Source organism: Pseudomonas putida W15Oct28 (assembly GCF_000708715.2).
GTDB classification, from domain to species: Bacteria; Pseudomonadota; Gammaproteobacteria; order Pseudomonadales; family Pseudomonadaceae; genus Aquipseudomonas; species Aquipseudomonas putida_R.
Window position 1 is genome coordinate 147,442 of the sequence record NZ_JENB01000008.1, and the last position, 23,761, is coordinate 171,202.

A 23,761-nucleotide genomic window follows, 5' to 3' on the forward strand; every position below is an offset into this window, starting at 1 on the left:
TCACCTAGACGAATCGACCCTTCCCGAGGTCACGGAGTAGTGCCTTGCTTGTCCGCGAAACCCCCTTGTTCATCGATGGCCCCAGCGGCCAGCTGGAAGCCTTGTACCTGGACGTGGCCGACGCCCGTGGCGCGGTGCTGATCTGCCACCCCAACCCGGTCCAGGGCGGCACGATGCTCAACAAGGTGGTCTCGACCCTGCAACGCACCGCTCGCGATGCCGGCTACGTGACCCTGCGCTTCAACTACCGTGGCGTCGGCCAGAGCGCCGGCAGCCATGACATGGGTGCCGGCGAAGTGGCGGATGCCGAGGCCGCCGCGGCCTGGCTGCGTGCCAGCCACCCCGAGTTGCCGCTGGTACTGATGGGCTTCTCGTTCGGCGGTTTCGTTGCCACCAGCCTGGCCGGCCGCCTGGAAACCGCCGGGGTAACGCTGCAACATTTGTTCATGATTGCCCCGGCAGTCATGCGCCTGACGGCCGAGTTCCCGCTGCCACAGCACTGCCCGATCACCGTGGTGCAGCCAGATGCCGACGAAGTGGTCGCGCCGCAGCTGGTTTACGAATGGTCCGACAGCCTGTCGCGCCCCCATGAGCTGCTGAAAGTGGCAGAATGCGGACACTTCTTCCATGGCAAGCTGACCGATCTGAAGGATCTGCTGCTGCCGCGCCTTTCGAACTGAGCCAAGCCTGAATAAGCGAACACCCATGACCACGCGCATTCTTACCGGTATCACCACCACCGGCACTCCGCACCTGGGCAACTACGCCGGCGCCATTCGCCCTGCGATCCGTGCCAGCCAGCAGCCCGGTGCCGACTCGTTCTACTTCCTGGCCGACTACCACGCCCTGATCAAGTGCGACGACCCGCTGCGTATCCAGCGTTCGCGCCTGGAAATCGCCGCCACCTGGCTGGCCGGTGGCCTGGACCCGGACAAGGTGACCTTCTACCGCCAGTCCGACATCCCGGAAATCCCCGAGCTGACCTGGCTGCTGACCTGCGTTGCCGCCAAGGGCCTGCTGAACCGCGCGCATGCCTACAAGGCCTCGGTGGACAAGAACGTCGAGAACGGCGAAGACCCGGACGCCGGCGTGACCATGGGCCTGTTCAGTTACCCGGTACTGATGGCCGCCGACATCCTGATGTTCAACGCCCACAAGGTGCCGGTCGGCCGCGACCAGATCCAGCACGTGGAAATGGCCCGTGACATCGGCCAGCGCTTCAATCACCTGTTCGGCCAGGGCCGGGACTTCTTCGCCCTGCCGGAAGCGGTGATCGAGGAAAGCGTGGCCACGTTACCCGGCCTGGACGGGCGCAAGATGTCCAAGAGCTATGACAACACCATCCCGTTGTTCACCAGCGCCAAGGACATGAAAGACGCCATCTCGCGCATCGTCACCGACTCGCGCGCGCCAGGCGAAGCGAAAGACCCGGACAACTCGCACCTGTTTACCCTGTACCAGGCCTTCTCGACGCCGGAGCAATGCACCGAATTCCGCGAAGAGCTGTTGCAGGGCCTGGGCTGGGGTGATGCCAAGCAGCGCCTGTTCCAGTTGCTGGATGGTCAACTGGCCGAAAAACGCGAGTACTACCACCAGCTGGTCGCCCGCCCGGCGGACCTGGAAGACATCCTGCTGGCCGGCGCCGCCAAGGCCCGCAAGATTGCCACGCCGTTCCTCGAGCAACTGCGCGAAGCCGTTGGCCTGCGTTCGTTCCGCAGCAGTGTGCAAGCCGGCACCGAGGTGAAGAAGAAGGCTGCCAAGAGCGCACGTTTTGTCAGCTTCCGCGACGAAGACGGCAGCTTCCGCTTCCGCCTGCTGGCCGCTGACGGCGAGCAACTGCTGCTGTCGCGCAGCTTCGCCGACGGCAAGAGCGCCGGCGCCGTGAGCAAGCAGCTGCAGCAGGGTGGCGAGGCCGATGTACGGGTCGAAGGCCTGAGCTTCGGCCTGTGGCTGAATGGCGAGCAGGTTGCCGACGGGCCGCAGTTCGACAGCGTCGAAGCCCGTGATGTGGCCATTCAAAGCCTGCGTGATGCCCTGGCACCACAGCAGGACTGAGGTTGTTGCACTGTGGGAGCGGGCAAGCCCGCGAAGCAGGCGCCGCGGTGTATGGCACCGGCTTCGCCGGTGTTCGCGGGCATGCCCGCTCCCACAGACTGATTGCCATTAAGCGGGCCTGTCGCTACAGTGACGGCCCGTTTTTTGTTGCCTCGCTAACGAATCATGACTCCCTTAGAACGCTATCAAGCAGATCTGAAACGTCCCGACTTCTTCCATGACGCGGCGCAGGAAACTGCGGTGCGTCACCTGCAGCGCCTGTACGACGACCTGGTACAGGCGCAGAACAACAAGCCGGGCGTGTTCGGCAAGCTGTTCGGCAAGAAGGAGCAGACCCCGGTCAAGGGCCTGTACTTCTGGGGTGGGGTAGGGCGAGGCAAGACCTACCTGGTCGATACCTTCTACGAAGCGCTGCCCTTCAAGCAGAAGATGCGTACGCACTTCCACCGCTTCATGAAGCGTGTGCACGAGGAAATGAAAACCCTCAAGGGCGAGAAGAACCCGCTGACCCTCATCGCCAAGCGCTTCAGCGACGAAGCCAGGGTGATCTGCTTCGACGAATTCTTCGTGTCGGACATTACCGACGCCATGATCCTCGGCACCCTGATGGAAGAGCTGTTCAAGAATGGCGTGTCGCTGGTGGCCACCTCCAACATCGTGCCGGATGGCCTGTACAAGGATGGCCTGCAACGCGCACGCTTCCTGCCTGCCATTGCCATGATCAAGCAGTTCACCGACGTGGTGAACGTTGACAGTGGGGTCGACTACCGGCTGCGTCACCTGGAGCAGGCCGAACTGTTCCACTACCCGCTCAACGATGCGGCGCACCAGAGCATGCGCGCCAGCTTCAAGGCGCTGACGCCGGAGTGCACCCAGGCGGTCGAGAACGATGTGCTGATGATCGAGAACCGGCCGATCAATGCCCTGCGTACCTGCGACGATGTCGCCTGGTTCGACTTCCGCGCCCTGTGCGATGGGCCGCGCAGCCAGAACGACTACATCGAACTGGGCAAGATCTTCCATGCCGTGCTGCTGAGCAATGTGGAGCAGATGGGTGTCGCCACCGACGACATCGCCCGCCGCTTCATCAACATGGTGGACGAGTTCTACGACCGCAACGTCAAGCTGATCATCTCGGCCGAGGTGGAGCTGAAAGACCTGTACACCGGTGGGCGCCTGAGCTTCGAGTTCCAGCGCACCCTGAGCCGGTTGCTGGAGATGCAGTCGCACGAATTCCTGTCGCGCGCGCATAAGCCCTAAAGGCAGCTGCGAGTTTCGAGCTTCAAGCTACAAGAAAAAGCCAGAGCAGATCGTGTATTGCTCTGGCTTTTTCTTGTAGCTTGAAGCTCGAAGCTTGGCGCTCAGGAAGCCTTTCAGGCTTCCTGCATGAACTGCTGCCGGTACTGGTTCGGCGACAGCTCGGTGTGCTGGCGGAACAGCCGCGCAAAGAAACTGGCATCGTCGTAACCAACCTCGTAGCTGATGGTCTTGATGCTCTTGCGCGTGCTCGACAACAACCCCTTGGCGGTCTCGATCCGCAGCCGTTGCAGGTAGTGCAGCGGCTTGTCACCCGTTGCGCCCTGGAAGCGGCGCATGAAGTTGCGGATGCTCATGCCGTGGTTGCGGGCCACATCCTCGAAGCGGAACTTGTCGGCGAAGTGTTCCTCCAGCCAATGCTGGATCTGCAGGATGATCAGGTCCTGGTGCAGCTTTTGCCCACCAAAGCCCATGCGCCCCGGGGTGTAGTTGCGCTGCACTTCATAGAGAATGTCGCGGGACACGGCCCGGGCCACGTTGGCGCCGCAGAAGCGCTCGATCAGGTAGATGTACAGGTCGCAGGCCGAAGTGGCGCCGCCGGCGCAATAGATATTGTCGGCGTCGGTCAGGTGCTTGTCCTGGTTCAGTCGGATCTTCGGAAAACGCTCGGCAAAGCTGGTGAAGAAGCGCCAGTAGGTGGTCGCCTCCTTGCCATCGAGCAGGCCGGATTCGGCCAGCCAGAACACGCCACTGGCCTCGGCGCACAGCACCGCGCCGCGGGCATGCTGTTCACGCAGCCACGGCAGCACCTGTGGATAACGTTGCAGCAGGTTGTCGAAGTCGTCCCAGTAGGCCGGGAGGATGATCACATCGGCGTCGTCCAGGCCACCGTCGACCGGTAGCTGCACATTGCTGAAGCTGTCCACGGGCTGGCCGTCGGGGCTCACCAGGTGGATCTCGAACATGGGCTGCAAGCCCAGGCCCAGCTGCTTGCTGTAACGCAGGCTGGCGAGGTGGAAGAAATCCTTGGCCTGCATCAAGGTCGAAGCAAACACCTTGTCAATGGCCAGGATGCTGACGCGCCGCAGCGACGCGGAGGGTTGGGTAAACATCATTGTCATTGTTCTTATAGGGTAGAGTGGTCAATCACCGGCTGGATCGTCTTATTTTTTGGCGATTGTGTCTAGCCCATGTAACAGAGGGGCCGCAAAGCAGCCCCTCTGGCGATCAAGGCGCCGGGTTCGGCTGCTCCTGGTGAATGGCTTCGATTGCCGCGAGCAACTCATCGCTCAGGCTCAGCTCAAGGCTCGCCAGGTTGCTGTCCAGCTGTTGCAGGCTGGTCGCGCCAATGATGTTGCTGGTCACGAACGGCTGCCGGGTGACGAACGCCAGGGCCATCTGCGCCGGGTCCAGGCCGTGCTCGCGGGCCAGTTGCACGTAACGGCTGCAGGCTGCCACGGTCTGCGGGTTGGAGTAGCGGGCAAAACGGCTGAACAGGGTCAGGCGGGCGTTGGCCGGCCGTGCGCCGTTCTCGTACTTGCCCGAGAGCATGCCGAACGCCAGCGGCGAATAGGCCAGCAGGCCGCACTGCTCACGGATGGCCACTTCCGCCAGGCCCACCTCGAAGCTGCGGTTGAGCAGGCTGTACGGGTTCTGGATCGACACCGCCCGTGGCCAGCCTCGGCTATCGGCCAGTTGCAGGAACTTCATGGTGCCCCACGGCGTTTCGTTGGACAGGCCGATGTGGCGGATCTTGCCCGCACGCACCTGCTCGTCGAGCACCTCAAGGGTTTCTTCCAGAGGGGTGAAGTGGTCCTGGGGCAGGTGCTGGTAGCCCAGCTTGCCGAAGAAGTTGGTGCTGCGTTCCGGCCAGTGCAGCTGGTACAGGTCGATACGGTCGGTCTGCAGGCGCTTCAGGCTCTCGTCCAGCGCCGCGACGATGTGCTGGCGGTTGTGCTTGAGCTGGCCGTCGCGAATGTGGCTGATGCCGTTGCCAGGGCCTGCGACCTTGCTGGCCAGCACCCAGTCGTCGCGATCACCGTTGTCGCGGAACCAGTTGCCGATGATGCGCTCGGTGGCCGCGTAGGTTTCGGGGCGGGGTGGCACGGGGTACATTTCTGCGGTGTCGATGAAGTTGACCCCGGCGGCCTTGGCCCGGGCAATCTGTTCGAAGGCTTCGGCCTGAACGTTCTGTTCGCCCCAGGTCATGGTGCCCAGGCACAGGGCGCTGACATTGAGGTCGGTACGGCCGAGCTGGCGGTATTCCATCGGTTAGACACTCCTTGGCAATAGATACCTATCAAAGCAGGTTGAAATTTTTCTCGCAATCTGGATAATTCAGCCCCTCTCCGCGTGGCGGAAGTGATGCACCATCACGCAGGAAGAACCCCGTCGAACATTGGCGTGCCCGACCCGAGCCCCCAAAAGCGTCTGTGTTCGGCTGCGCGCTTGCTCTTGGCAACGTGTGCACTATCCAGTAAGATTCGCCGTCTATTTTTCGCTGGGCGGCCTCTGAGGCTTTAGAGAATGAAAACTTTTACTGCTAAACCGGAAACAGTAAAGCGCGAGTGGTTCGTAGTCGACGCCGCTGGCCAGACCCTGGGTCGTCTGGCTACTGAAATCGCTACCCGTCTGCGTGGCAAACACAAACCAGAATACACCCCTCACGTTGACACCGGCGACTACATCGTCGTTATCAACGCCGAGCAGGTTCGTGTGACTGGTGCCAAGTCTTCCGACAAAATGTACTACTCCCACTCCGGCTTCCCGGGCGGTATCAAGGAAATCAACTTCGAGAAGTTGATCGCCAAGGCCCCTGAGCGTGTTATCGAAACCGCGGTCAAAGGCATGCTGCCTAAGAACCCGCTGGGTCGCGACATGTACCGCAAGCTGAAAGTGTACGCGGGTGCTGCTCACCCACACACTGCTCAGCAGCCTCAAGAACTGAAGATCTAACGGGATAGTTCATTATGTCGGCGACTCAAAATTACGGCACTGGCCGTCGCAAGACCGCAACCGCTCGCGTATTCCTGCGTCCGGGTACTGGTAACATCTCCATCAACAACCGTTCTCTGGACGTGTTCTTCGGTCGCGAAACCGCTCGCATGGTTGTTCGCCAGCCACTCGAGCTGACCGAAACCGTTGAGAAGTTCGACATCTACGTCACCGTTTCCGGTGGTGGTGTCAGCGGTCAAGCCGGTGCGATCCGTCACGGTATCACCCGCGCTCTGATGGAATACGACGAAACCCTGCGTGGCGCTCTGCGTCGTGCTGGCTTCGTTACCCGCGATGCTCGTGAAGTCGAGCGTAAGAAAGTGGGTCTGCGTAAAGCGCGTAAGCGTCCTCAGTACTCCAAGCGTTAATACCGCTTCGGCAGTCGAAAAAAGCCCGGTTCCTTGGAACCGGGCTTTTTTTTTGGCTTGAACTAACCTGTCAGCATGTCAGTGGCCGCTTGTCGCATAGACGCAGATCAAGCAAAGCGCGGGTTGTCGCCCTTGCCAGGGTAATCACCTTGTCAGTGTGTGGATTTGTTTCTTACCATGACGGCCAAATTTTAGTGCCATTGACACAACCTAAGTACGAGCCTGGTTCAACAGGCCAAGCAAGCTGATGGGAGAGGACTGAATGAGCAATGACGGCGTCAACGCAGGCCGGCGCCGCTTCCTCGTAGCCGCGACATCCGTGGTCGGGGCAGCGGGAGCAGTGGGGGCTGCGGTACCGTTCGTGGGGTCATGGTTTCCCAGTGCCAAGGCGAAAGCCGCAGGGGCACCGGTGAAGGTCAATATCGCCAAGGTCGAGGCCGGGCAGCAGATGGTGGCCGAGTGGCGTGGCCAGCCGGTTTTCATCGTGCGGCGAACGGAGGAAATCCTCGGCAACCTGAAAAAAATCACGGGTGACCTGTCTGATCCAGAGTCCAAAGCCTCGGTGCAGCCGACCTACGTCGACCCTGAGGTTCGCTCGATCAAGCCGGAAATCCTCATTCTCGTCGGCCTGTGCACGCACCTGGGCTGCTCGCCCACCTTCCGCCCGGAAGTTGCGCCTGCTGACCTCGGTCCGAAATGGGTGGGTGGCTATTTCTGCCCGTGCCACGGCTCCCACTACGACCTGGCTGGCCGTGTCTACAAGTCGCAGCCGGCACCTCTCAACCTGCCAGTGCCACCGCACTCTTACGAGACGGACGACATCATTGTCATCGGCGTCGATCAGGAGAACGCATGATGAGCAAGTTCATGGACTGGATTGATGCTCGCTTCCCCGCCACCAAGATGTGGGAAGACCACCTGAGCAAGTATTACGCGCCCAAGAACTTCAACTTCCTGTACTTCTTCGGCTCCCTGGCATTGCTGGTGCTGGTCAATCAGATCGTCACCGGTGTGTGGCTGACCATGAGCTTCACGCCCTCGGCGGAAGAGGCGTTCGCCTCGGTCGAGTACATCATGCGTGACGTGGAATACGGCTGGATCCTGCGCTACCTGCACTCCACCGGTGCGTCGGCGTTCTTCATCGTGGTCTACCTGCACATGTTCCGCGGCCTGCTCTACGGCTCCTACCAGAAGCCGCGCGAGCTGGTCTGGCTGTTCGGCATGCTGATCTACCTGGCGCTGATGGCCGAAGCATTCATGGGCTACCTGCTGCCGTGGGGCCAGATGTCGTACTGGGGTGCCCAGGTGATCATCTCGCTGTTCGGTGCCATCCCGGTGATCGGTGACGACCTCACCCAATGGATCCGTGGTGACTACCTGATTTCGGGCATCACCCTGAACCGCTTCTTCGCCCTGCATGTGGTCGCCCTGCCAATCGTGATTCTCGGCCTGGTAGTGCTGCACATTCTTGCCCTGCACGAAGTAGGTTCGAACAACCCCGATGGTGTCGACATCAAGAAGAAAAAGGACGAAAACGGTATTCCGCTGGACGGCATTCCGTTCCACCCGTACTACACCGTCAAGGATATCGTCGGTGTGGTGGTGTTCCTCTTCGTGTTCTGCGCCGTGGTGTTCTTCTTCCCGGAAATGGGCGGTTACTTCCTGGAAAAACCGAACTTCGAGCAGGCCAACGCCTTCAAGACGCCTGAGCACATCGCGCCGGTGTGGTACTTCACACCGTTCTACGCAATCCTGCGTGCGGTGCCTGACAAGCTGATGGGCGTCATTGCCATGGGCGCGGCCATCGCCGTGCTGTTCGTACTGCCCTGGCTCGACCGCAGCCCGGTGCGTTCCATGCGTTACAAGGGCTGGATCAGCAAGGTCTTCCTGCTGGTGTTCTGCGTGTCCTTCGTCATCCTCGGCGTGCTGGGCGTTCTGGCGCCGACACCTGGGCGTACCTTGCTGTCGCAGGTGTGCACGGTGTTGTACTTCGCCTACTTCCTGTTGATGCCGTTCTACACAAGGCTCGAGAAGACCAAACCGGTTCCGGAAAGGGTGACTGGCTGATGAAAAAGTTGATTGCAGTATTTTTGCTGGCAGTGATGCCTGTCTTTTCCTTTGCTGCCGAACACGGCCTGGAGCTGGACAAGGCCGATATCGACCTGACCGACAAGGCCGCCATGCAGGACGGTGCGCGCACCTTTGCCAACTATTGCATGGGTTGCCACAGTGCCAAGTTCCAGCGTTACGAGCGGGTGGCCGATGACCTGGGCATCCCCCACGAGCTGATGCTCGAGAACTTGGTGTTCACCGGTGCCAAGATCGGTGACCACATGCAGATCGGCATGAAACCCAGTGACGCCAAGACCTGGTTCGGCGCTGCGCCGCCCGACCTGACCCTGGTCGCCCGTGTGCGTGGTACCGATTGGCTGTACACCTACCTGCGCAGCTTCTACGAGGACCCATCGCGGCCTTACGGGGTGAACAACAAGGTGTTCCCGAACGTCGGCATGCCTAACGTGCTGGTTGGCTTGCAGGGCAACCAGGTTATTGGCTGCAAGCAGGTGCAGACGGTCACCGATGGCAAGAAGCAATTTGACCCATTGACCGGCAGCCCGATCACCCACGAAGCCTGTGACCAGCTGACCATCACGCCGAAATCCGGTACCCTGACGACCGAGCAGTTCGACGAGAAGGTCAAGAACCTGGTGACCTTCCTGGCCTATTCGGCCAACCCGGTCAAACTGGAAAGCCAGCGCATTGGTACCTACGTGTTGCTGTACCTGGCTTTCTTCTTCGTATTCGCCTATTTGCTCAAGCGTGAATACTGGAAGGACGTGCACTGATCACGCAGTAAGTTCTGGTTGTTGAACGCGCCCGGGGGGCCCTAGCGAAGCAGCTAGGGCGCCCCGGGCGCGTTTTCATTTACAGTTTCACAAGCATCCCGTGCGAGGAGGCGCTAAATGGGCGCAACCAACAGGTTAGCCTGCTATTCCGATCCCGCTGATCACTATTCTCATCGTGTACGCCTTGTGCTGGCCGAGAAGGGTGTCAGCGTCCAGGTCATCGATGTCGACCCCAGTCGCCTGCCGCCCAAGCTGGCCGAGGTGAACCCTTACGGCAGTGTGCCGACCCTGGTCGACCGTGACCTGGCGTTGTATGAATCGACCGTGGTGATGGAATACCTCGAGGAGCGTTACCCGCACCCGCCGCTGATGCCGGTGTACCCGGTTGCACGGGGTAACAGCCGTTTGCTGATGCACCGCATCCAGCGCGACTGGTGTGCCTTGGCTGACACCGTGCTGGACTCGCGCAGCACCGAGGCCGCCCGTGCCGAGGCGCGCAAGGCCCTGCGCGAAAGCCTGACCGGCGTATCGCCATTGTTCGGTGAATACGCCTGCTTCATGAGTGAGGATCAAAGCCTGGTCGATTGCTGTCTATTGCCCATACTCTGGCGCTTGCCAGTGTTGGGTATCGAATTGCCGCGGCAAGCCAAGCCGCTGCTGGATTACATGGAGCGGCAGTTCGCCCGCGAGCCTTTCCTGGCGAGCCTGTCCTCCGTAGAACGTGAAATGCGCAAGCTTTAAGGAGCTGTTGATGAACTCCAGTCGCCCCTATCTGGTTCGAGCACTGTATGAGTGGATCGTCGACAACGATTGCACGCCCCATATGCTGGTCAATGCCGAATTCCCGAAAGTACAGGTGCCGGATGGTTTCGCCAGTGATGGCCAGATCGTCCTGAATATCTCGCCAAGTGCCGTGCGCAGCCTGCACATGGATAACGATGCGGTCAGCTTCGAGGGCCGTTTCAGTGGCGTGGCCCATTCGCTGTTCGTGCCGGTTGGCGCCATCCTGGGCATCTATGCCCGTGAAAATGGCCAGGGCATGGTCTTCGAGCTGGAGTCGTCGATGGATGACGACGAGCTGGAAGACGATGATGTACAGCCGGACGACGATGGCCCGCCAGAAGGGGGTGGTCAGCCGCCGCGCCCAAGTGGCCGGCCAAGCCTGAAAGTGGTCAAGTAACAAAAAAGGCGATCCAACCGGATCGCCTTTTTCTTTGCCGCCAACTTCGGGTTACAGGTCGCTGATGGTGCGTACCTGGTCCTTGTTGATGCGGGTGCGCTTGCCGTCGAGTTGCTGGAACTCGTAGAAGCCGGCGTCGCGGTCGTACTTCGGTGCATCGACAGCCTGGATTTCACGGCCATCGTTGAGGGTGATCAGGCTTGGAGTGGAGCAGCCGGCCAAAGTGGCGAAAGTGCCGATCAGCAGGGCAGGCAGCAGAAGCTTAGACATGCGGTGTTTCCTGGGTTTCTGGGAAGACAGAGGGTTGTGCGGGGCGGTGCCGGCCTCTTCGCGGGCTTGCCCGCTCCCACAGGTATCGCGCAGGTTTCGAGGCCTTTGGTATTCCTGTGGGAGCGGGCATGCCCGCGAAGAGGCCACTACAGCCGGTCATGGAGTCAGTCGATGTACTCGAACAGCTTGACGATCTTCTGCACGCCCGACACACCCTGCACCACTGCGGTGGCCGAGTTGGCCTCCTTTTGGGTCACCAGGCCGAGCAGGTAGACGATACCGTTCTCGGTGATCACCTTGATGCGTGAGCTGGGTACGGCGTTGTCGCCCAGCATCTGGGTCTTGATCTTGGTAGTCAGCCAGGCGTCGTTGTTGCGTGCCAGGATGGAGGAGGGCTGCATCACCTGCAGCTCGTTGTGCACCTTCTTGACGCGCTGCACCTGGCCGGCGGTCTGCTCGGCGAGGCTCTTGAGGTCGGCGCGTGGGGTCTGGCCGGCCAGCAGGACGATGCCGTTGTAGCTGCTGACAACAATGTGCGAGCCCTTGTCCAGGTCAGGGCTGGCCTTGGAAATGTTCACCGAGGCCTTGGTCTCGATCAGCGAATCGTCGATCTTGCTGCCGATGGTGCGCGTACCGCGATCGTCTTCGATCGGCGAATTGCGGGTAGAGGTGAGTACCGAGCTGCAACCGGTGACGCTCAGGCACAGGGTCAGGGCCATCAGGCCGAGGCGCATAGGGGTCATTCTTCACTCCCGAACAGTTGGCTGTCGATCAGATCGCACAGGCAGTGGATCGCCAGCAGGTGGACTTCCTGGATGCGTGCGGTAACCGTCGAAGGTACGCGGATTTCCACGTCTTCGGGCAGCAGCAGCGAAGCCATGCCGCCGCCGTCGCGGCCAGTCAATGCTACGACAATCATTTCGCGGTCATGTGCGGCCTGGATCGCCTGGATCACGTTGGCCGAATTGCCGCTGGTGGAGATCGCCAGCAGAACGTCGCCGGGCTGGCCCAGGGCGCGAATCTGCTTGGAGAAGACTTCGTTGTAGCTGTAGTCGTTGGCGATCGAGGTCAGGGTCGAGCTGTCGGTAGTCAGCGCGATGGCTGGCAGGCTCGGGCGCTCGCGCTCGAAACGGTTGAGCAGTTCCGACGAAAAGTGTTGGGCATCACCGGCCGAGCCGCCGTTGCCACAGGCGAGCATCTTGCCCTCGTTGAGCAGCGCATTGACCATGACCAGGCTGGCCTGCTCGATGTGCGGTGCCAGGATGTCCATTGCCTGTTGCTTGGTATCGATGCTGGCCTGGAACAGCCGGCGAATTCGGGATTGCATGTCCATCTGGTGACCTTAAGTGGGGCGGTGGCCTTTGCTGCGCGCATCAACGACCAGCCCGCGAAACATAGAGCAAAAAAAACGAAGTGGGTTCAGCATTCGAAGGCGTTTTTCAGCCATTGAAGCGGTCTGCCTGCATGGTGGCTGCCCTGCAGGGCGACTACGTCGAAGCGGCAGGGGTGGTTGCCCCAGTGGGGCGCCTTCTGCAGGTACAGGCTGGCGGCGAGCACCAGCCGTTTCTGCTTGCGCCCGTCGATGCTTTCGAGGGCGCCACCGAAGCACGCGTGCAACCGGTAGCGGACTTCGACGAATACTACTGTATCGGCGTCAAGCATGACCAGATCAAGCTCACCGCCTTTGCATCGCCAATTGCGCGCCAGCAGCTGCAGGCCCTGCCCTTGAAGGTACTCAAGGGCCTGGGTTTCTGCTGCTTGCCCGGCGCTGGTGGGCGACGCTGCTGCCATCAGCGTGCGGTGTCAGGCAGGCGCTTGACCTGGCCGCCGGCGAACTCGGCCCATGGCAGCTGGCGCTCGATACGCTGGTTGGCGTTGATGCTCAGGCTGCCCGAAAGGCCCAGGACGCGGTTGTCCGGCAGCGCTTTGAGCTGGCCCAGGCGCGGCGCCAGGCTGTAGGCATCGACGCCCATGGCATACAGGCGGCCAAGGCTGCCAGCGGCCTGCGGCCATTGCTGTACCACCTGCTGGCGCAGGCTGTTGCTGGTGTCGAGCAGCCACGGCGTTTCGCAGAAGCGGATGCCGTTCATGTCGTTGTACTGGTTGACGTCACCGCTGGCGCTGTACAGGTTCGAGGTGGCGTAGACCGGTACGTCACCGGCGTACTGGAAGTTCAGGGTCGGCTTGATCTGCTGGGCCTGTTGCGGGGTCGAGGCCAGGAAGATGAAGTCGATATCCTGGCGGCGCGACGGTTGTGCGGCGATGCTGCCGCCTACCGTGCTTTGCAGGCTCTTGGCGCGGCCTTCGCTCTGGCGCAGCTGGAACAGGTCGGCGATCTGCTGGGCCAGGGCAACCGGCTGGGCGATGCGCTCAGCGGCGAGCAGGGTGCCGCCATTGCCTTCCCAGTCCTGGCGGAAGGCGGCCAGCACGCGGTCACCCCATTCGCCACTCGGCACCAGAGCCACGGCGCGGACCATGCCGTCGGCGCGGGCGCGGCGGGCTACTTCGCGCGCTTCGTCTTCGGCAGCCAGGCCGAACTGGAACAGTTGCGGCGGGGCCTTCTGGCCGGCGTCGGCGTAGTTCAGGGCCAGGGTGGTGATCGGCAGTTGTGGTTTGGCGGCCAGTTGTTTCACCAGTGGCTTTTCAAGCGGGCCGATGACCAGTTGCACGCCGGCGGCCTGGGCCTGGCGATAGAAGTCGTCGAGCGAGCCGATGCGCGAGCTGTCGAACACCTGCACCGCAGGCGCTGGCTGACCGGCTTGCTGGGCCTGGAAGTGGGCAGCCATGAAGCCGTCACGCAGGGCACGGGCAACACCGGCCAGCGGGCCTTCCTGAGGCAGCAGCAGGGCGATCTTGGTCAGCGGCTGGCTGGCCAGTTCCTTGAGCTTGGTCAGTGCCAGCGGCAGTTGCTGGGCGGCAGGGTGGTCCGGGTGCTGTTTGACCCAGGTATCGATGGCCGCTTGCTGCTGTTCCAAGGTGCCGGCGCTTTTCACGGCGAGGGCCAGGCTGGTCCAGCCGGCCAGGGTCTGGTCATTGGCTGGCTGCTGCAGTTGTTCGGCCGGCAACGAGGCGACCAAGGCCCAGATGGCGTCATTGTTGGCGCTGGCAGCCTGGCCGCTGAGCAGCGGGGCCAGCAGCATGCGCTGTTGCGCGGCAGCCAGGGCCTGGCCGTCGGCTTCAAGGGCGGCGGCGTGCACGCTGTAGGTGCGCGCTTGCTGCTCTGCTGGCAACTCGGCTATGCGTTGCAGGCTGGGGTGTGCCAGGGCGGTGATGGCCGCCTTGGGCTGGTTGCGGCTCATGGCCAGCTCGGCCGCGAGGGTGCTGGCGAACACTTGCTGGGCCGGCTTGAGCGTGTCCAGCGGGACTTGCTCAAGAATGCGTGCGGCGCGTGGGAAGTCCTTCTGCTTGTAGGCCAGGTCGGCCGCGCTCAGGCGCAGCAGCGCGGCGTCTTCCGCAGACTTGCTGGAAGCGGCCTTTTCGAGCAGTTGCTCGATGCTGGCGTCCGGGGTGCGTGGCAGTTCGCCCAGGCTGGATGAGGGCGAGCTGGCGCAAGCTGCCAGCAGGGCAGCGAGGCAGAGGGCTGTGAGCAGCCGCAGGCAAGCGATCATGTAAAGGTCCTGTTACTCGATCAAGTTGGCCGGCAATTGTACCCAAGCACTGGCCGGGGCGCGATGTTGCTGTGCTGATCCTTCACTATAGGTGGCCTGCGGCCGATCGCCGGCGAAGTTCTTTGCGCCCTGTTGCAGGCGCTCGGGCTACAATGGCGCCTTTGATCCGAATGACAGGTGTGCGCAGTGACTGATGTGGCAGGGGCTTCGAAATCCACGGTGGGGACGCTGTATGTGGTGGCAACCCCCATCGGCAACCTCGACGACATGAGCGCCCGGGCGCTGAAGGTACTGGCGGATGTGGCGCTGATCGCTGCCGAAGACACCCGCCATTCGATCCGCCTGCTGCAACACTTTGGCATCGACACACCGCTGGCGGCCTGTCATGAACACAACGAGCGTGATGAGGGCGGGCGTTTTCTCACCAAGCTGCTGGCTGGCGAGAACGTGGCGCTGGTTTCCGATGCCGGCACGCCGCTGATTTCCGACCCGGGCTACCACCTGGTGCGCCAGGCGCGAGCTGCGGGGGTGAGCGTGGTGCCGGTACCGGGCGCCTGCGCCTTGATCGCCGCGCTGTCGGCGGCCGGGCTGCCGTCGGACCGCTTCATCTTCGAAGGCTTCCTGCCGGCCAAGCAGGCAGGGCGTCGGGCGCGCCTCGAGCAGGTGAAGGAAGAGCCGCGCACGCTGATCTTCTATGAAGCCCCGCACCGTATCCTTGAATGCCTTGAAGACATGGAGCTGGTATTTGGTGGTGAGCGCCCGGCGTTGCTGGCGCGCGAATTGACCAAGACCTTCGAGACCCTCAAGGGCCTGCCGCTGGCCGAGCTGCGTGCGTTTGTTGCTGGCGACAGCAACCAGCAGCGCGGTGAATGCGTGGTACTGGTTGGCGGCTGGAGCGCGCCGGAGGGCGAGCAGGCCATCAGTGCCGAGGCCCAGCGAGTACTCGACCTGCTATTGGCCGAGTTGCCATTGAAGCGGGCGGCGGCCCTGGCGGCGGAAATCACCGGGGTGCGCAAGAACCTGTTGTATCAACTTGCCCTGGAAAAGCAGAAAGCCGAGTAGTGGCAATTTGATATAAATGCTGGTATTGCTTGTTCTTGTGCGCGCGTGCCGGTAACCTTGTCGGCGGAGAGTCGATCGGACAGTCGCTGCCTGTTTTTGTTCCGCAACTTTTGGTTGTGTGAACAGCAGGGGGAGGAAAGTCCGGGCTCCATAGGGCAGAGTGCCAGGTAACGCCTGGGAGGCGCGAGCCTACGGAAAGTGCCACAGAAAATAACCGCCTAAGCACTTCGGTGCCGGTAAGGGTGAAAAGGTGCGGTAAGAGCGCACCGCACGGCTGGCAACAGTTCGTGGCTAGGTAAACCCCACTCGGAGCAAGACCAAATAGGGTTCCATTAGGCGTGGCCCGCGTCGGAACCGGGTAGGTTGCTAGAGGCGTCCAGTGATGGCCGTCGTAGAGGAATGACTGTCCTCGACAAAACCCGGCTTACAGATCGACTCTCCACCTTTTCCTCCCCTGCTTGATTCGATAGCAGATCCTCTCTGGTAATACCGAAAAAATCTTACTCTTCATAAATCACTTTAACTTCGAACTCCATTTGCCTGCGTGGGTTTGATTTTTCTCGCGTTTTCTCCTCCTCGGTAATCGTTCCACATTCCTTTATCGCGCTAAATCTCGGTCCCGTAAGGCTTTTCCTTATGAACGTGCCTTGACGGTGCTGCGGGCGGATTCCTATAGTGTGCGCAAGTGGCAGAAAGTGGGATGAAGTGGGTTTTCTGACACAAAAAAGCTAATATTGTGGGGAATCGCAGCCGTGTTCCGCGGAGCCAACGCCGTCAGCCTCGATGCCAAGGGACGTCTCGCCATGCCGAGCCGGTACCGTGACGAGCTGGATTCGCGTTGCAATGGTCAGCTGATCGTGACCATTGACGCCGTTGACCCCTGCTTGTGTGTATATCCCCTCGACGAGTGGGAACAGATAGAAGCCAAGTTGCGTGCCTTGCCATCGTTGCGTGAGGAAAACCGCCGTCTGCAGCGTTTGCTGATCGGTAATGCGGTTGACCTGGAGCTCGATGGCAGTGGGCGTTTCCTGGTACCGCCCCGCCTGCGTGAGTACGCCAAGCTCGACAAGAAGGCGATGCTGGTGGGGCAACTGAACAAATTCCAGCTGTGGGATGAAGATGCCTGGAACACGGTTTCGGCAGCCGACCTTGCAGCTATTCAACAACCGGGCGCCATGCCCGACGAATTGCGTGACCTGATCCTGTGACCATAGATAGCGGCTTCAACCACATTACCGTCCTGCTCGACGAAGCTGTCGAGGCATTGGCCCTGCGCGCCGACGGTTGCTATCTGGACGGCACCTTCGGCCGTGGCGGACACAGCCGGCTGATTCTCAGCAAGCTCGGGCCGCAAGGGCGGCTGCTGGGCTTCGACAAAGATCCACAGGCGATTGCCACAGGGCAAGCGCTGGCGGCCGAAGACGGCCGCTTTGTCATTGTGCAGCGCAGCTTTGCCGAGCTGGGTGCAGAGGTGGCCGAGCGCGGCCTGGACGGTAAGGTCAGCGGTGTACTGCTGGACTTGGGCGTGTCCTCCCCGCAACTGGATGACCCCGAGCGTGGCTTCAGCTTCCTCAATGATGGCCCGCTGGACATGCGTATGAACCCGGACCAGGGCATCAGTGCCGCCGAGTTCATCGCCACGGCGCCTGTGGAAGAAATTGCCCGCGTCTTCAAAGAGTACGGTGAAGAGCGCTTCTCCGGCCGCATGGCGCGTGCCGTGGTCGAGCGCCGTGAAAAGGAGCCGTTCACCCGTACCGGCGACCTGGCGGAAGTGCTGAAGGTTGCCAACCCTGCCTGGGAGAAAGGCAAGAACCCGGCTACCCGTGCCTTCCAGGGGCTGCGGATCCATGTCAACAACGAACTGGGTGACCTGGAGGCTGGCCTTGAGGCCGCACTCGATGCGCTCGAGGTCGGTGGTCGCCTGGCAGTGATCAGTTTCCACTCGCTCGAGGACCGTATCGTCAAGCTGTTCATGCGCAAGCTGGTCAAGGGCGAGGCCGACAACCTGCCGCGCAACCTGCCGGTACAGCACAAGGTCTTCGAGCCGAAAATCAAGCTCATCGGCAAAGCCCAGTTCGCCTCCGAAGCCGAGCTCAAGGCCAACCCGCGGTCGCGTAGCGCCGTGATGCGTGTGGCGGAGAAGCTGCGGTGAGCAGGCTGTTCGCCAAGCCTTTGCCAGGCGGAAGCTTCCTGATGCTTCTGCTGTTTGTCGGCGTGCTGGTTTCGGCCGTCGCCGTGTCCTACAGCGCGCACTGGAACCGCCAATTGCTCAACACCCTTTACGGCGAGTTGAGCGAGCGTGACAAGGCCCAGGCCGAGTGGGGCCGGCTGATTCTCGAACAGAGCACCTGGACCGCCGCCAGCCGTATCGAAAACCTGGCTTCCGAGCAGTTGAAGATGCGCGTGCCTTCGGCTGACGAAGTACGGATGGTGGCGCCATGATGAAGCTCGAAGGCGCACTCTACCCGTGGCGCTTCCGCGTGGTGATCGGCCTGCTGGCAATCATGGTGGGTGCCATCTGCTGGCGCATCATCGACCTGCAGGTGGTCGACCGTGACTTCCTCAAGGGCCAGGGCGATGCGCGCAGCCTGCGTCATATTCCTATCCCGGCGCACCGCGGCCTGATTACCGACCGCAACGGTGAGCCATTGGCCGTGAGTACCCCGGTCACCACCCTGTGGGCCAACCCCAAGGAAATGCAGGCGTACAAAGACCGCTGGCCACAGTTGGCTGCAGCGCTGGGGCAAAACCCGCAGCAGTTGGTCGAACGCCTGACCGCGCAGGCCAGCAAAGAATTCATCTACCTGGTCCGCGGCCTGACCCCGGAGCAGGGCCAGCACGTGCTCGACCTGAAAGTGCCCGGTGTGTACGGCCTGGAAGAATTCCGCCGCTTCTATCCGGCCGGTGATGTCACCGCGCACATGGTCGGTTTCACCGACCTCGACGACCACGGTCGCGAAGGGGTGGAGCTGGCCTATGACGAATGGCTGGCCGGTGTGCCCGGCAAGCGCCAGGTGATCAAGGACCGGCGTGGCCGGCTGATCAAGGACATCCAGGTAACCAAGAACGCCAAGGCCGGGAAGACCTTGGCGTTGTCGATAGACCTGCGCCTGCAGTACCTGGCTACCCGCGAGCTGCGCAACGCCATTGCCGAACAGGACGCCAAGGCCGGCAGCCTGGTGATCATGGACGTCAAGACCGGTGAAGTGTTGGCCATGGTCAACCAGCCAACCTACAACCCGAACAACCGCCGCAGCATGTTCCCGGCAGCGATGCGCAACCGGGCGATCATCGACGTGTTCGAGCCCGGCTCCACGGTCAAGCCGATTTCCATGAGTGCGGCACTGCAGAGCGGCCGCTGGAAGCCGACCGACAAGGTCGAGGTGTACCCGGGCAGCCTGCAGATCGGCCGCTACACCATCAAGGACGTGTCGCGCAGCGAGGGCCCGATCCTCGACCTGACCGGCATCCTGATCAACTCCAGTAACGTCGGCATGAGCAAGATCGCCTTCGACATCGGCGGCGAGGCCATCTACCGGGTCATGTCCCAGGTCGGCCTGGGCCAGTACACCGGCCTTGGCTTCCCGGGTGAGCGTGTCGGCAACCTGCCCAACCACCGCGAGTGGCGCAAGGCCGAGACCGCGACCCTTTCCTATGGCTACGGCCTGTCGGTGACCGCCCTGCAGCTGGTGCATGCCTACGCGGCGCTGGCCAACGACGGCAAGATGGTGCCGCTGTCGATCATCAAGGTCGACAAGGCGCCGGAAGCCGTGCAGGCCATTCCGAAGGAAACCGCCGAAACCGTTCAGGGCATGCTGCAGCAGGTAATTGAAGCGCCGCGTGGCGTGTTCCGTGCCCAGGTGCCGTTCTATCACGTGGCCGGCAAGTCCGGTACCGCGCGTAAAGCCACCGTGGGGTCCAAGGGTTACACCGAAAACGCCTACCGCTCACTGTTCGCCGGCTTCGGGCCAATGAGCGACCCGCGCTACGCCATCGTCGTGGTCATCGACGAGCCGGGCAAGGGTGGTTACTTCGGTGGCCTGGTTTCGGCGCCGGTCTTCAGCAAGGTCATGTCCGGCACCCTGCGTCTGATGAACGTGCCGCCAGACAACCTGCCGCCACCAGCACCCGCAGCACCCGCCGTGCAATCACAAGTCAATGCAGCAGCCGCCAAGGGAGGGCGTGGATGATGACAATGCCATTAAGCAAACTTTTCGCTCACGCCAGCCGTGACCCGCTGATTCGTGAACTGACCCTGGACAGCCGCAATGTACGCCCGGGCGACCTGTTCCTGGCCGTGCCGGGCGCCAAGGTCGATGGCCGCGAGCATATCGCCGATGCCCTGGCCCGTGGCGCTGCCGCCGTGGCCTATGAAGAGCAAGGCGCCAATGTGCTGCCGCTGACCGATGTGCCGCTGATTCCGGTCAAGGGCCTGATCGCCCAGCTGTCGGACATCGCCGGGCGCTTCTATGGCGAGCCCAGCCGCCAGCTGAACCTGGTGGGCGTGACCGGTACCAACGGCAAGACCAGCGTCACCCAGTTGGTGGCCCAGGCGCTTGATGTGCTCGGCCAGCGCTGCGGCCTTATTGGCACTTTGGGCACCGGTTTCTACGGTGACCTGCAAAGTGGTCGGCTGACCACGCCAGACCCGATTGCCGTGCAGTCGACCCTTTACGACCTGAAAAAGCAGGGCGCCAAGGCCGTGGCGATGGAGGTTTCCTCCCACGCCCTGGAGCAAGGGCGTGTCGCCGCATTGGCGTTCGACATCGCGGTCATGACCAACCTGTCCCGTGATCACCTGGACTACCACGGCAGCATGCAGGCCTATGAGGCTGCCAAGGCCAAGCTGTTCGCCTGGCCAAACCTGCGTTGCCAGGTGGTCAACCTGGATGACGACTTTGGTCGTCGCCTGGCCGAAGACTTTGCTCGCCGCCCGAGTGTCGATCTGGTCGAGACCCGCCTGATCAGCTACAGCCTGGAAAACCCGGATACCTCGCTGTTCTGCCGCGAAGCCGTGTTCAGTGACGATGGCGTGCGCGCCACGCTGGTGACCGCCCAGGGGGAGCGCACCCTGCGCAGCCAGCTGCTGGGTCGTTTCAACCTGAGCAACATGCTGGCCGCCGTGGCAACCCTGCTGGCGCTGGATTACGCGCTGGACGAAATCCTGGAGGTCGCGCCGCGACTGCAAGGGCCGGTAGGCCGTATGCAGCGCCTGGGTGGCGGCCAAAAGCCGCTGGTGGTGGTCGACTACGCGCACACCCCGGACGCCCTGGAAAAAGTGCTTGAGGCCTTGCGCCCGCATGCCCACGGCAAACTGCTGTGCCTGTTCGGCTGCGGCGGCGACCGTGACCGCGGCAAGCGCCCATTGATGGCCGAAGTGGCCGAGCGCCTGGCCGACCACGTGTTGGTCACCGACGACAACCCGCGCACCGAAGACCCGCTGCGCATCTTCGATGACATCCGCCCCGGTTTCACCAAGCCTGACGACGTCGAGTTCGTCGCCGGCCGTGGCGAAGCCATTGCGCAGCTTATCGCCTGCGCCGCTGCCAACGACGTGATCGTGCTGGCCGGCAAGGGGCATGAGGATTACCAGGAGATCAATGGCGAGCGCCATGACTTCTCCGACCTGATCGAAGCCGAGAAGGCCCTTGCAGCCTGGGAGGCTCCACATGCTTAAGCCGATGACACTCAGCCAGCTGACCACAGCACTGAGTGGTCGACAAGTCGGTGCCGACGCCACATTCACCGGTGTCAGCATCGACAGCCGCAGCGTCAGCCTCGGGCAATTGTTCGTCGCCCTGGCCGGCCCGCGCTTCGATGGCCATGACTACCTGGCTGATGTCAAAGACAAAGGCGCAGTTGCCGCGCTGGTCGAGCGTGAAGTGGCCGGTGTCGACCTGCCGCAATTGCTGGTCAAGGATTGCCGGGTGGCACTGGGTCAGCTCGGCGCCCTGAACCGCGCCGCTTTCGACAAACCCGTAGTGGCCATTACCGGCTCCAGTGGCAAGACCACGGTCAAGGAAATGCTTGCCAGCATCCTGCGCACCCGTGGCCTGGTGCACGCCACCCGCGGCAACCTGAACAACGACCTCGGCGCGCCGCTGACCCTGCTGGAAATCGCCCCGGAGCACAGCGCCGCAGTGATCGAGCTGGGTGCTTCGCGCATTGGCGAAATCCGCTACACCGTTGGCCTGACCCAACCTCAGGTGGTCATCATCAATAACGCCGGTACCGCCCACGTTGGCGAATTCGGTGGCCCCGAGAAGATCGTCGAAGCCAAGGGCGAGATTCTCGAAGGCCTGGGCGAGGGCGGCATCGCCATCCTCAACCTGGCCGACAAGGCGTTCGATATCTGGCGCAAGCGTGCCGGCAACCACCGCATCTTTACGTTTGCACTGGATAACCCGCAGGCTGATTTCCACGCCAGCGACATCGGTCGCGACGCGCGGGGCTGCCCATCGTTCACCTTGCACGGGCCTGAGGGTAGCGTGCCGGTACAGCTGAACCTTCTGGGTACCCACAACGTCAGCAACGCCCTGGCTGCCGCCGCCGCTGCCCATGCCGTTGGTCTGAGCCTGAGTGGCATTGCTGCCGGCCTGGCTGCCGTGCAACCGGTCAAAGGCCGTACCGTGGCGCAGATCGCGCCGAATGGTGTGCGGGTGATCGACGATAGTTACAACGCAAATCCCACCTCCATGTGCGCGGCCATTGATATACTCGCCGGCTTTTCCGGACGCACCGTCCTGGTGCTTGGGGATATCGGCGAATTGGGGCAATGGGCGGAAGAAGGCCACCGTCAGGTGGGTGACTACGCGCGTGGCAAGGTCGACGCCCTGTACGCAGTGGGTTCCAACATGACACATGCGGTCAAGGCGTTCGGCGCCAATGGCCGTCATTTCGCTACTCAAGCTGAGCTGATCGACGCGGTTAGCGACGAAAATGCCAGCGACACCACTATCTTGATCAAGGGCTCGCGCAGCGCTGCGATGGAAAACGTCGTGGCGGCATTGTGCGGTGCCAGCGGGGAGAAACATTAATGCTGCTGCTGTTGGCCGAGTATCTGCAACAGTTCCACAAAGGCTTCGCGGTCTTCCAGTACCTGTCCCTGCGCGGGATTCTTGGTGTACTGACCGCGTTGTCCCTGGCGCTGTGGCTGGGGCCGTGGATGATCCGTACCCTGCAAATCCGCCAGATCGGCCAGGCCGTGCGTAACGACGGCCCGCAATCGCACCTGTCCAAGTCCGGCACCCCGACCATGGGTGGCGCACTGATCCTGTCGGCCATCGCCATCAGCACCCTGTTGTGGGCTGATCTGTCCAACCGCTATGTGTGGGTGGTGCTGATCGTTACCCTGGCATTCGGCGCGATCGGTTGGGTTGACGACTACCGCAAGGTGATCGAAAAGAACTCCCGTGGGCTGCCAAGCCGCTGGAAGTACTTCTGGCAGTCGGTGTTTGGCCTGGCTGCGGCGGTGTTCCTGTACAAGACCGCGCCGACCAGCGTCGAGACCACGCTGATCCTGCCGTTCATCAAGGATGTCACCATCCCGCTGGGCGTCGGCTTCGTCGTATTGACCTACTTCGTCATCGTCGGCTCCAGCAACGCGGTCAACCTTACCGATGGCCTCGACGGCCTGGCAATCATGCCGACGGTGATGGTCGGCGGCGCCCTGGGCATCTTCTGCTACCTGTCGGGTAACGTGAAGTTCGCCGAATACCTGCTGATCCCTTACGTACCGGGCTCGGGCGAGCTGATCGTGTTCTGCGGTGCACTGATCGGTGCCGGCCTGGGCTTCCTGTGGTTCAACACCTACCCGGCACAAGTCTTCATGGGTGACGTCGGCGCGCTGGCGCTGGGCGCCGCGCTGGGCACCATCGCCGTGATCGTCCGCCAGGAAATCGTGCTGTTCATCATGGGCGGCATCTTCGTTGTGGAAACCCTGTCGGTGGTGATCCAGGTCGCCTCCTTCAAGCTGACCGGCAAGCGCGTGTTCCGCATGGCGCCGATCCACCACCACTTTGAACTCAAGGGCTGGCCAGAGCCACGGGTGATCGTCCGCTTCTGGATCATTACCGTGATTCTGGTGCTGGTTGGCCTTGCAACCCTGAAACTGAGGTAGAT

The 23,761-nt window shown here is 62.0% G+C and carries 25 protein-coding genes and 1 other RNA gene; 19 read left to right on the forward strand and 7 right to left on the reverse strand.

The genetic code is table 11. The annotated features are described in order from the left end of the window. Nucleotides 1–44: 44 nt before the first annotated feature. The 3 genes from AK81_RS07680 to zapE all read left to right on the forward strand — a co-directional run bounded on the left by AK81_RS07680 (nt 45) and on the right by zapE (nt 3,315). Nucleotides 45–680 (forward strand): alpha/beta hydrolase, encoded by a 636-nt coding sequence (locus tag AK81_RS07680; protein ID WP_043198005.1) that lies wholly within the window; start codon nt 45–47, stop codon nt 678–680. A gap of 25 nt (nt 681–705) precedes the next feature. Next, complete coding sequence (locus AK81_RS07685) at nt 706–2,055, forward strand: tryptophan--tRNA ligase (protein WP_043198007.1); 1,350 nt, start codon at nt 706–708, stop codon at nt 2,053–2,055. 165 nt (nt 2,056–2,220) lie between these two features. Further along, nucleotides 2,221–3,315, forward strand: coding sequence for a cell division protein ZapE (zapE, locus tag AK81_RS07690; protein ID WP_043198008.1), 1,095 nt, complete (start codon nt 2,221–2,223; stop codon nt 3,313–3,315). Nucleotides 3,316–3,428: 113 nt separating this feature from the next. Here the strand turns inward: zapE and AK81_RS07695 are convergent, their stop codons facing one another. Both AK81_RS07695 and AK81_RS07700 read right to left on the reverse strand, forming a co-directional pair. After that, nucleotides 3,429–4,349: a GlxA family transcriptional regulator gene (locus AK81_RS07695; protein ID WP_176393829.1), complete on the reverse strand. Its 921-nt coding sequence runs from the start codon at nt 4,347–4,349 to the stop codon at nt 3,429–3,431. Nucleotides 4,350–4,539: 190 nt separating this feature from the next. Further along, nucleotides 4,540–5,580 (reverse strand): NADP(H)-dependent aldo-keto reductase, encoded by a 1,041-nt coding sequence (locus tag AK81_RS07700; RefSeq protein ID WP_043198011.1) that lies wholly within the window; start codon nt 5,578–5,580, stop codon nt 4,540–4,542. Nucleotides 5,581–5,838: 258 nt separating this feature from the next. Here AK81_RS07700 and rplM point away from each other — a divergent pair, with 258 nt between their 5' ends. The 7 genes from rplM to AK81_RS07735 all read left to right on the forward strand — a co-directional run bounded on the left by rplM (nt 5,839) and on the right by AK81_RS07735 (nt 10,700). After that, nucleotides 5,839–6,267, forward strand: a complete 429-nt coding sequence (gene rplM / locus AK81_RS07705; protein ID WP_003251819.1) for a 50S ribosomal protein L13 — start codon at nt 5,839–5,841, stop codon at nt 6,265–6,267. 14 nt (nt 6,268–6,281) lie between these two features. After that, a complete protein-coding gene (gene rpsI / locus AK81_RS07710; RefSeq protein WP_043198013.1) occupies nt 6,282–6,674 on the forward strand; it encodes a 30S ribosomal protein S9 in 393 nt (130 codons plus the stop codon). 262 nt (nt 6,675–6,936) lie between these two features. After that, nucleotides 6,937–7,530: a ubiquinol-cytochrome c reductase iron-sulfur subunit gene (petA, locus tag AK81_RS07715; RefSeq protein ID WP_043198014.1), complete on the forward strand. Its 594-nt coding sequence runs from the start codon at nt 6,937–6,939 to the stop codon at nt 7,528–7,530. Then, nucleotides 7,530–8,741, forward strand: coding sequence for a cytochrome b (locus tag AK81_RS07720; RefSeq protein WP_010952438.1), 1,212 nt, complete (start codon nt 7,530–7,532; stop codon nt 8,739–8,741). Before petA ends, AK81_RS07720 begins: the two co-directional genes overlap by 1 nt. Continuing rightward, nucleotides 8,741–9,520, forward strand: coding sequence for a cytochrome c1 (locus AK81_RS07725; protein ID WP_043198016.1), 780 nt, complete (start codon nt 8,741–8,743; stop codon nt 9,518–9,520). The genes AK81_RS07720 and AK81_RS07725 overlap by 1 nt, the downstream gene beginning before the upstream one ends. Before the next feature lie 117 nt (nt 9,521–9,637). After that, entirely contained in the window at nt 9,638–10,261 is a 624-nt protein-coding gene (locus AK81_RS07730; protein ID WP_043198017.1) for a glutathione S-transferase N-terminal domain-containing protein, read from the forward strand. Nucleotides 10,262–10,271: 10 nt separating this feature from the next. Next, nucleotides 10,272–10,700, forward strand: a complete 429-nt coding sequence (locus AK81_RS07735; RefSeq protein WP_043198019.1) for a ClpXP protease specificity-enhancing factor — start codon at nt 10,272–10,274, stop codon at nt 10,698–10,700. A 51-nt stretch (nt 10,701–10,751) separates the two neighbouring features. Here AK81_RS07735 and AK81_RS07740 read toward each other — a convergent pair whose 3' ends face one another. The 5 genes from AK81_RS07740 to AK81_RS07760 form a co-directional block, all read right to left on the reverse strand. Then, a complete protein-coding gene (locus tag AK81_RS07740) occupies nt 10,752–10,970 on the reverse strand; it encodes a YgdI/YgdR family lipoprotein (protein ID WP_043198021.1) in 219 nt (72 codons plus the stop codon). Nucleotides 10,971–11,134: 164 nt separating this feature from the next. Next, the gene (locus tag AK81_RS07745; protein ID WP_043198023.1) at nt 11,135–11,713 is read right to left on the reverse strand and encodes a BON domain-containing protein; all 579 of its coding nucleotides are present in this window, start codon (nt 11,711–11,713) and stop codon (nt 11,135–11,137) included. Continuing rightward, nucleotides 11,710–12,303 carry a phosphoheptose isomerase gene (locus AK81_RS07750; RefSeq protein ID WP_012274070.1) on the reverse strand — a complete coding sequence of 198 codons (594 nt, stop codon included), beginning with the start codon at nt 12,301–12,303 and terminating at the stop codon, nt 11,710–11,712. Before AK81_RS07750 ends, AK81_RS07745 begins: the two co-directional genes overlap by 4 nt. An 86-nt stretch (nt 12,304–12,389) precedes the next feature. Next, nucleotides 12,390–12,761: a YraN family protein gene (locus AK81_RS07755; RefSeq protein ID WP_043198024.1), complete on the reverse strand. Its 372-nt coding sequence runs from the start codon at nt 12,759–12,761 to the stop codon at nt 12,390–12,392. After that, complete coding sequence (locus tag AK81_RS07760; protein WP_043198026.1) at nt 12,761–14,578, reverse strand: penicillin-binding protein activator; 1,818 nt, start codon at nt 14,576–14,578, stop codon at nt 12,761–12,763. Before AK81_RS07760 ends, AK81_RS07755 begins: the two co-directional genes overlap by 1 nt. Before the next feature lie 186 nt (nt 14,579–14,764). Between AK81_RS07760 and rsmI the strand changes: the two genes are divergently transcribed. The 9 genes from rsmI (at nt 14,765) to mraY (ending at nt 23,759) form a co-directional block, all read left to right on the forward strand. Continuing rightward, nucleotides 14,765–15,640: a 16S rRNA (cytidine(1402)-2'-O)-methyltransferase gene (rsmI, locus tag AK81_RS07765; RefSeq protein WP_016498040.1), complete on the forward strand. Its 876-nt coding sequence runs from the start codon at nt 14,765–14,767 to the stop codon at nt 15,638–15,640. A 67-nt stretch (nt 15,641–15,707) separates the two neighbouring features. After that, an RNA gene (rnpB, locus tag AK81_RS07770) (RNase P RNA component class A) lies at nt 15,708–16,083 on the forward strand. A 309-nt stretch (nt 16,084–16,392) separates the two neighbouring features. Then, nucleotides 16,393–16,848: a division/cell wall cluster transcriptional repressor MraZ gene (gene mraZ / locus AK81_RS07775; protein ID WP_019439042.1), complete on the forward strand. Its 456-nt coding sequence runs from the start codon at nt 16,393–16,395 to the stop codon at nt 16,846–16,848. Continuing rightward, on the forward strand, nt 16,845–17,792 hold the full coding sequence (rsmH, locus tag AK81_RS07780; RefSeq protein ID WP_043198028.1) for a 16S rRNA (cytosine(1402)-N(4))-methyltransferase RsmH: 948 nt from the start codon (nt 16,845–16,847) through the stop codon (nt 17,790–17,792). The genes mraZ and rsmH overlap by 4 nt, the downstream gene beginning before the upstream one ends. Then, nucleotides 17,789–18,082: a cell division protein FtsL gene (gene ftsL / locus AK81_RS07785; protein ID WP_043198029.1), complete on the forward strand. Its 294-nt coding sequence runs from the start codon at nt 17,789–17,791 to the stop codon at nt 18,080–18,082. Before rsmH ends, ftsL begins: the two co-directional genes overlap by 4 nt. Next, a complete protein-coding gene (locus AK81_RS07790; RefSeq protein ID WP_162491972.1) occupies nt 18,082–19,830 on the forward strand; it encodes a peptidoglycan D,D-transpeptidase FtsI family protein in 1,749 nt (582 codons plus the stop codon). Before ftsL ends, AK81_RS07790 begins: the two co-directional genes overlap by 1 nt. Continuing rightward, nucleotides 19,827–21,317: a UDP-N-acetylmuramoyl-L-alanyl-D-glutamate--2,6-diaminopimelate ligase gene (locus AK81_RS07795; RefSeq protein WP_193393748.1), complete on the forward strand. Its 1,491-nt coding sequence runs from the start codon at nt 19,827–19,829 to the stop codon at nt 21,315–21,317. Before AK81_RS07790 ends, AK81_RS07795 begins: the two co-directional genes overlap by 4 nt. After that, nucleotides 21,310–22,677: a UDP-N-acetylmuramoyl-tripeptide--D-alanyl-D-alanine ligase gene (locus tag AK81_RS07800; RefSeq protein WP_043198034.1), complete on the forward strand. Its 1,368-nt coding sequence runs from the start codon at nt 21,310–21,312 to the stop codon at nt 22,675–22,677. The genes AK81_RS07795 and AK81_RS07800 overlap by 8 nt, the downstream gene beginning before the upstream one ends. Then, nucleotides 22,677–23,759: a phospho-N-acetylmuramoyl-pentapeptide-transferase gene (gene mraY, locus AK81_RS07805; RefSeq protein ID WP_043198036.1), complete on the forward strand. Its 1,083-nt coding sequence runs from the start codon at nt 22,677–22,679 to the stop codon at nt 23,757–23,759. The genes AK81_RS07800 and mraY overlap by 1 nt, the downstream gene beginning before the upstream one ends. Nucleotides 23,760–23,761 lie beyond the last annotated feature (2 nt).

What these genes read in the sequence shown, in the direction of transcription:
- AK81_RS07790 (WP_162491972.1), top strand. Translation starts at nt 18,082, where the DNA reads ATGAAGCTCGAAGGCGCACTCTACCCGTGGCGCTTCCGCGTGGTGATC.
- AK81_RS07760 (WP_043198026.1), bottom strand. Translation starts at nt 14,578, where the DNA reads ATGATCGCTTGCCTGCGGCTGCTCACAGCCCTCTGCCTCGCTGCCCTG.
- AK81_RS07755 (WP_043198024.1), bottom strand. Translation starts at nt 12,761, where the DNA reads ATGGCAGCAGCGTCGCCCACCAGCGCCGGGCAAGCAGCAGAAACCCAG.
- AK81_RS07730 (WP_043198017.1), top strand. Translation starts at nt 9,638, where the DNA reads ATGGGCGCAACCAACAGGTTAGCCTGCTATTCCGATCCCGCTGATCAC.
- rplM (WP_003251819.1), top strand. Translation starts at nt 5,839, where the DNA reads ATGAAAACTTTTACTGCTAAACCGGAAACAGTAAAGCGCGAGTGGTTC.
- AK81_RS07750 (WP_012274070.1), bottom strand. Translation starts at nt 12,303, where the DNA reads ATGGACATGCAATCCCGAATTCGCCGGCTGTTCCAGGCCAGCATCGAT.
- zapE (WP_043198008.1), top strand. Translation starts at nt 2,221, where the DNA reads ATGACTCCCTTAGAACGCTATCAAGCAGATCTGAAACGTCCCGACTTC.
- AK81_RS07745 (WP_043198023.1), bottom strand. Translation starts at nt 11,713, where the DNA reads ATGACCCCTATGCGCCTCGGCCTGATGGCCCTGACCCTGTGCCTGAGC.
- AK81_RS07720 (WP_010952438.1), top strand. Translation starts at nt 7,530, where the DNA reads ATGAGCAAGTTCATGGACTGGATTGATGCTCGCTTCCCCGCCACCAAG.
- AK81_RS07685 (WP_043198007.1), top strand. Translation starts at nt 706, where the DNA reads ATGACCACGCGCATTCTTACCGGTATCACCACCACCGGCACTCCGCAC.
- AK81_RS07695 (WP_176393829.1), bottom strand. Translation starts at nt 4,349, where the DNA reads ATGCAGGCCAAGGATTTCTTCCACCTCGCCAGCCTGCGTTACAGCAAG.
- AK81_RS07740 (WP_043198021.1), bottom strand. Translation starts at nt 10,970, where the DNA reads ATGTCTAAGCTTCTGCTGCCTGCCCTGCTGATCGGCACTTTCGCCACT.
- AK81_RS07725 (WP_043198016.1), top strand. Translation starts at nt 8,741, where the DNA reads ATGAAAAAGTTGATTGCAGTATTTTTGCTGGCAGTGATGCCTGTCTTT.
- AK81_RS07800 (WP_043198034.1), top strand. Translation starts at nt 21,310, where the DNA reads ATGCTTAAGCCGATGACACTCAGCCAGCTGACCACAGCACTGAGTGGT.
- rpsI (WP_043198013.1), top strand. Translation starts at nt 6,282, where the DNA reads ATGTCGGCGACTCAAAATTACGGCACTGGCCGTCGCAAGACCGCAACC.
- petA (WP_043198014.1), top strand. Translation starts at nt 6,937, where the DNA reads ATGAGCAATGACGGCGTCAACGCAGGCCGGCGCCGCTTCCTCGTAGCC.
- mraY (WP_043198036.1), top strand. Translation starts at nt 22,677, where the DNA reads ATGCTGCTGCTGTTGGCCGAGTATCTGCAACAGTTCCACAAAGGCTTC.
- AK81_RS07795 (WP_193393748.1), top strand. Translation starts at nt 19,827, where the DNA reads ATGATGACAATGCCATTAAGCAAACTTTTCGCTCACGCCAGCCGTGAC.
- AK81_RS07735 (WP_043198019.1), top strand. Translation starts at nt 10,272, where the DNA reads ATGAACTCCAGTCGCCCCTATCTGGTTCGAGCACTGTATGAGTGGATC.
- AK81_RS07700 (WP_043198011.1), bottom strand. Translation starts at nt 5,580, where the DNA reads ATGGAATACCGCCAGCTCGGCCGTACCGACCTCAATGTCAGCGCCCTG.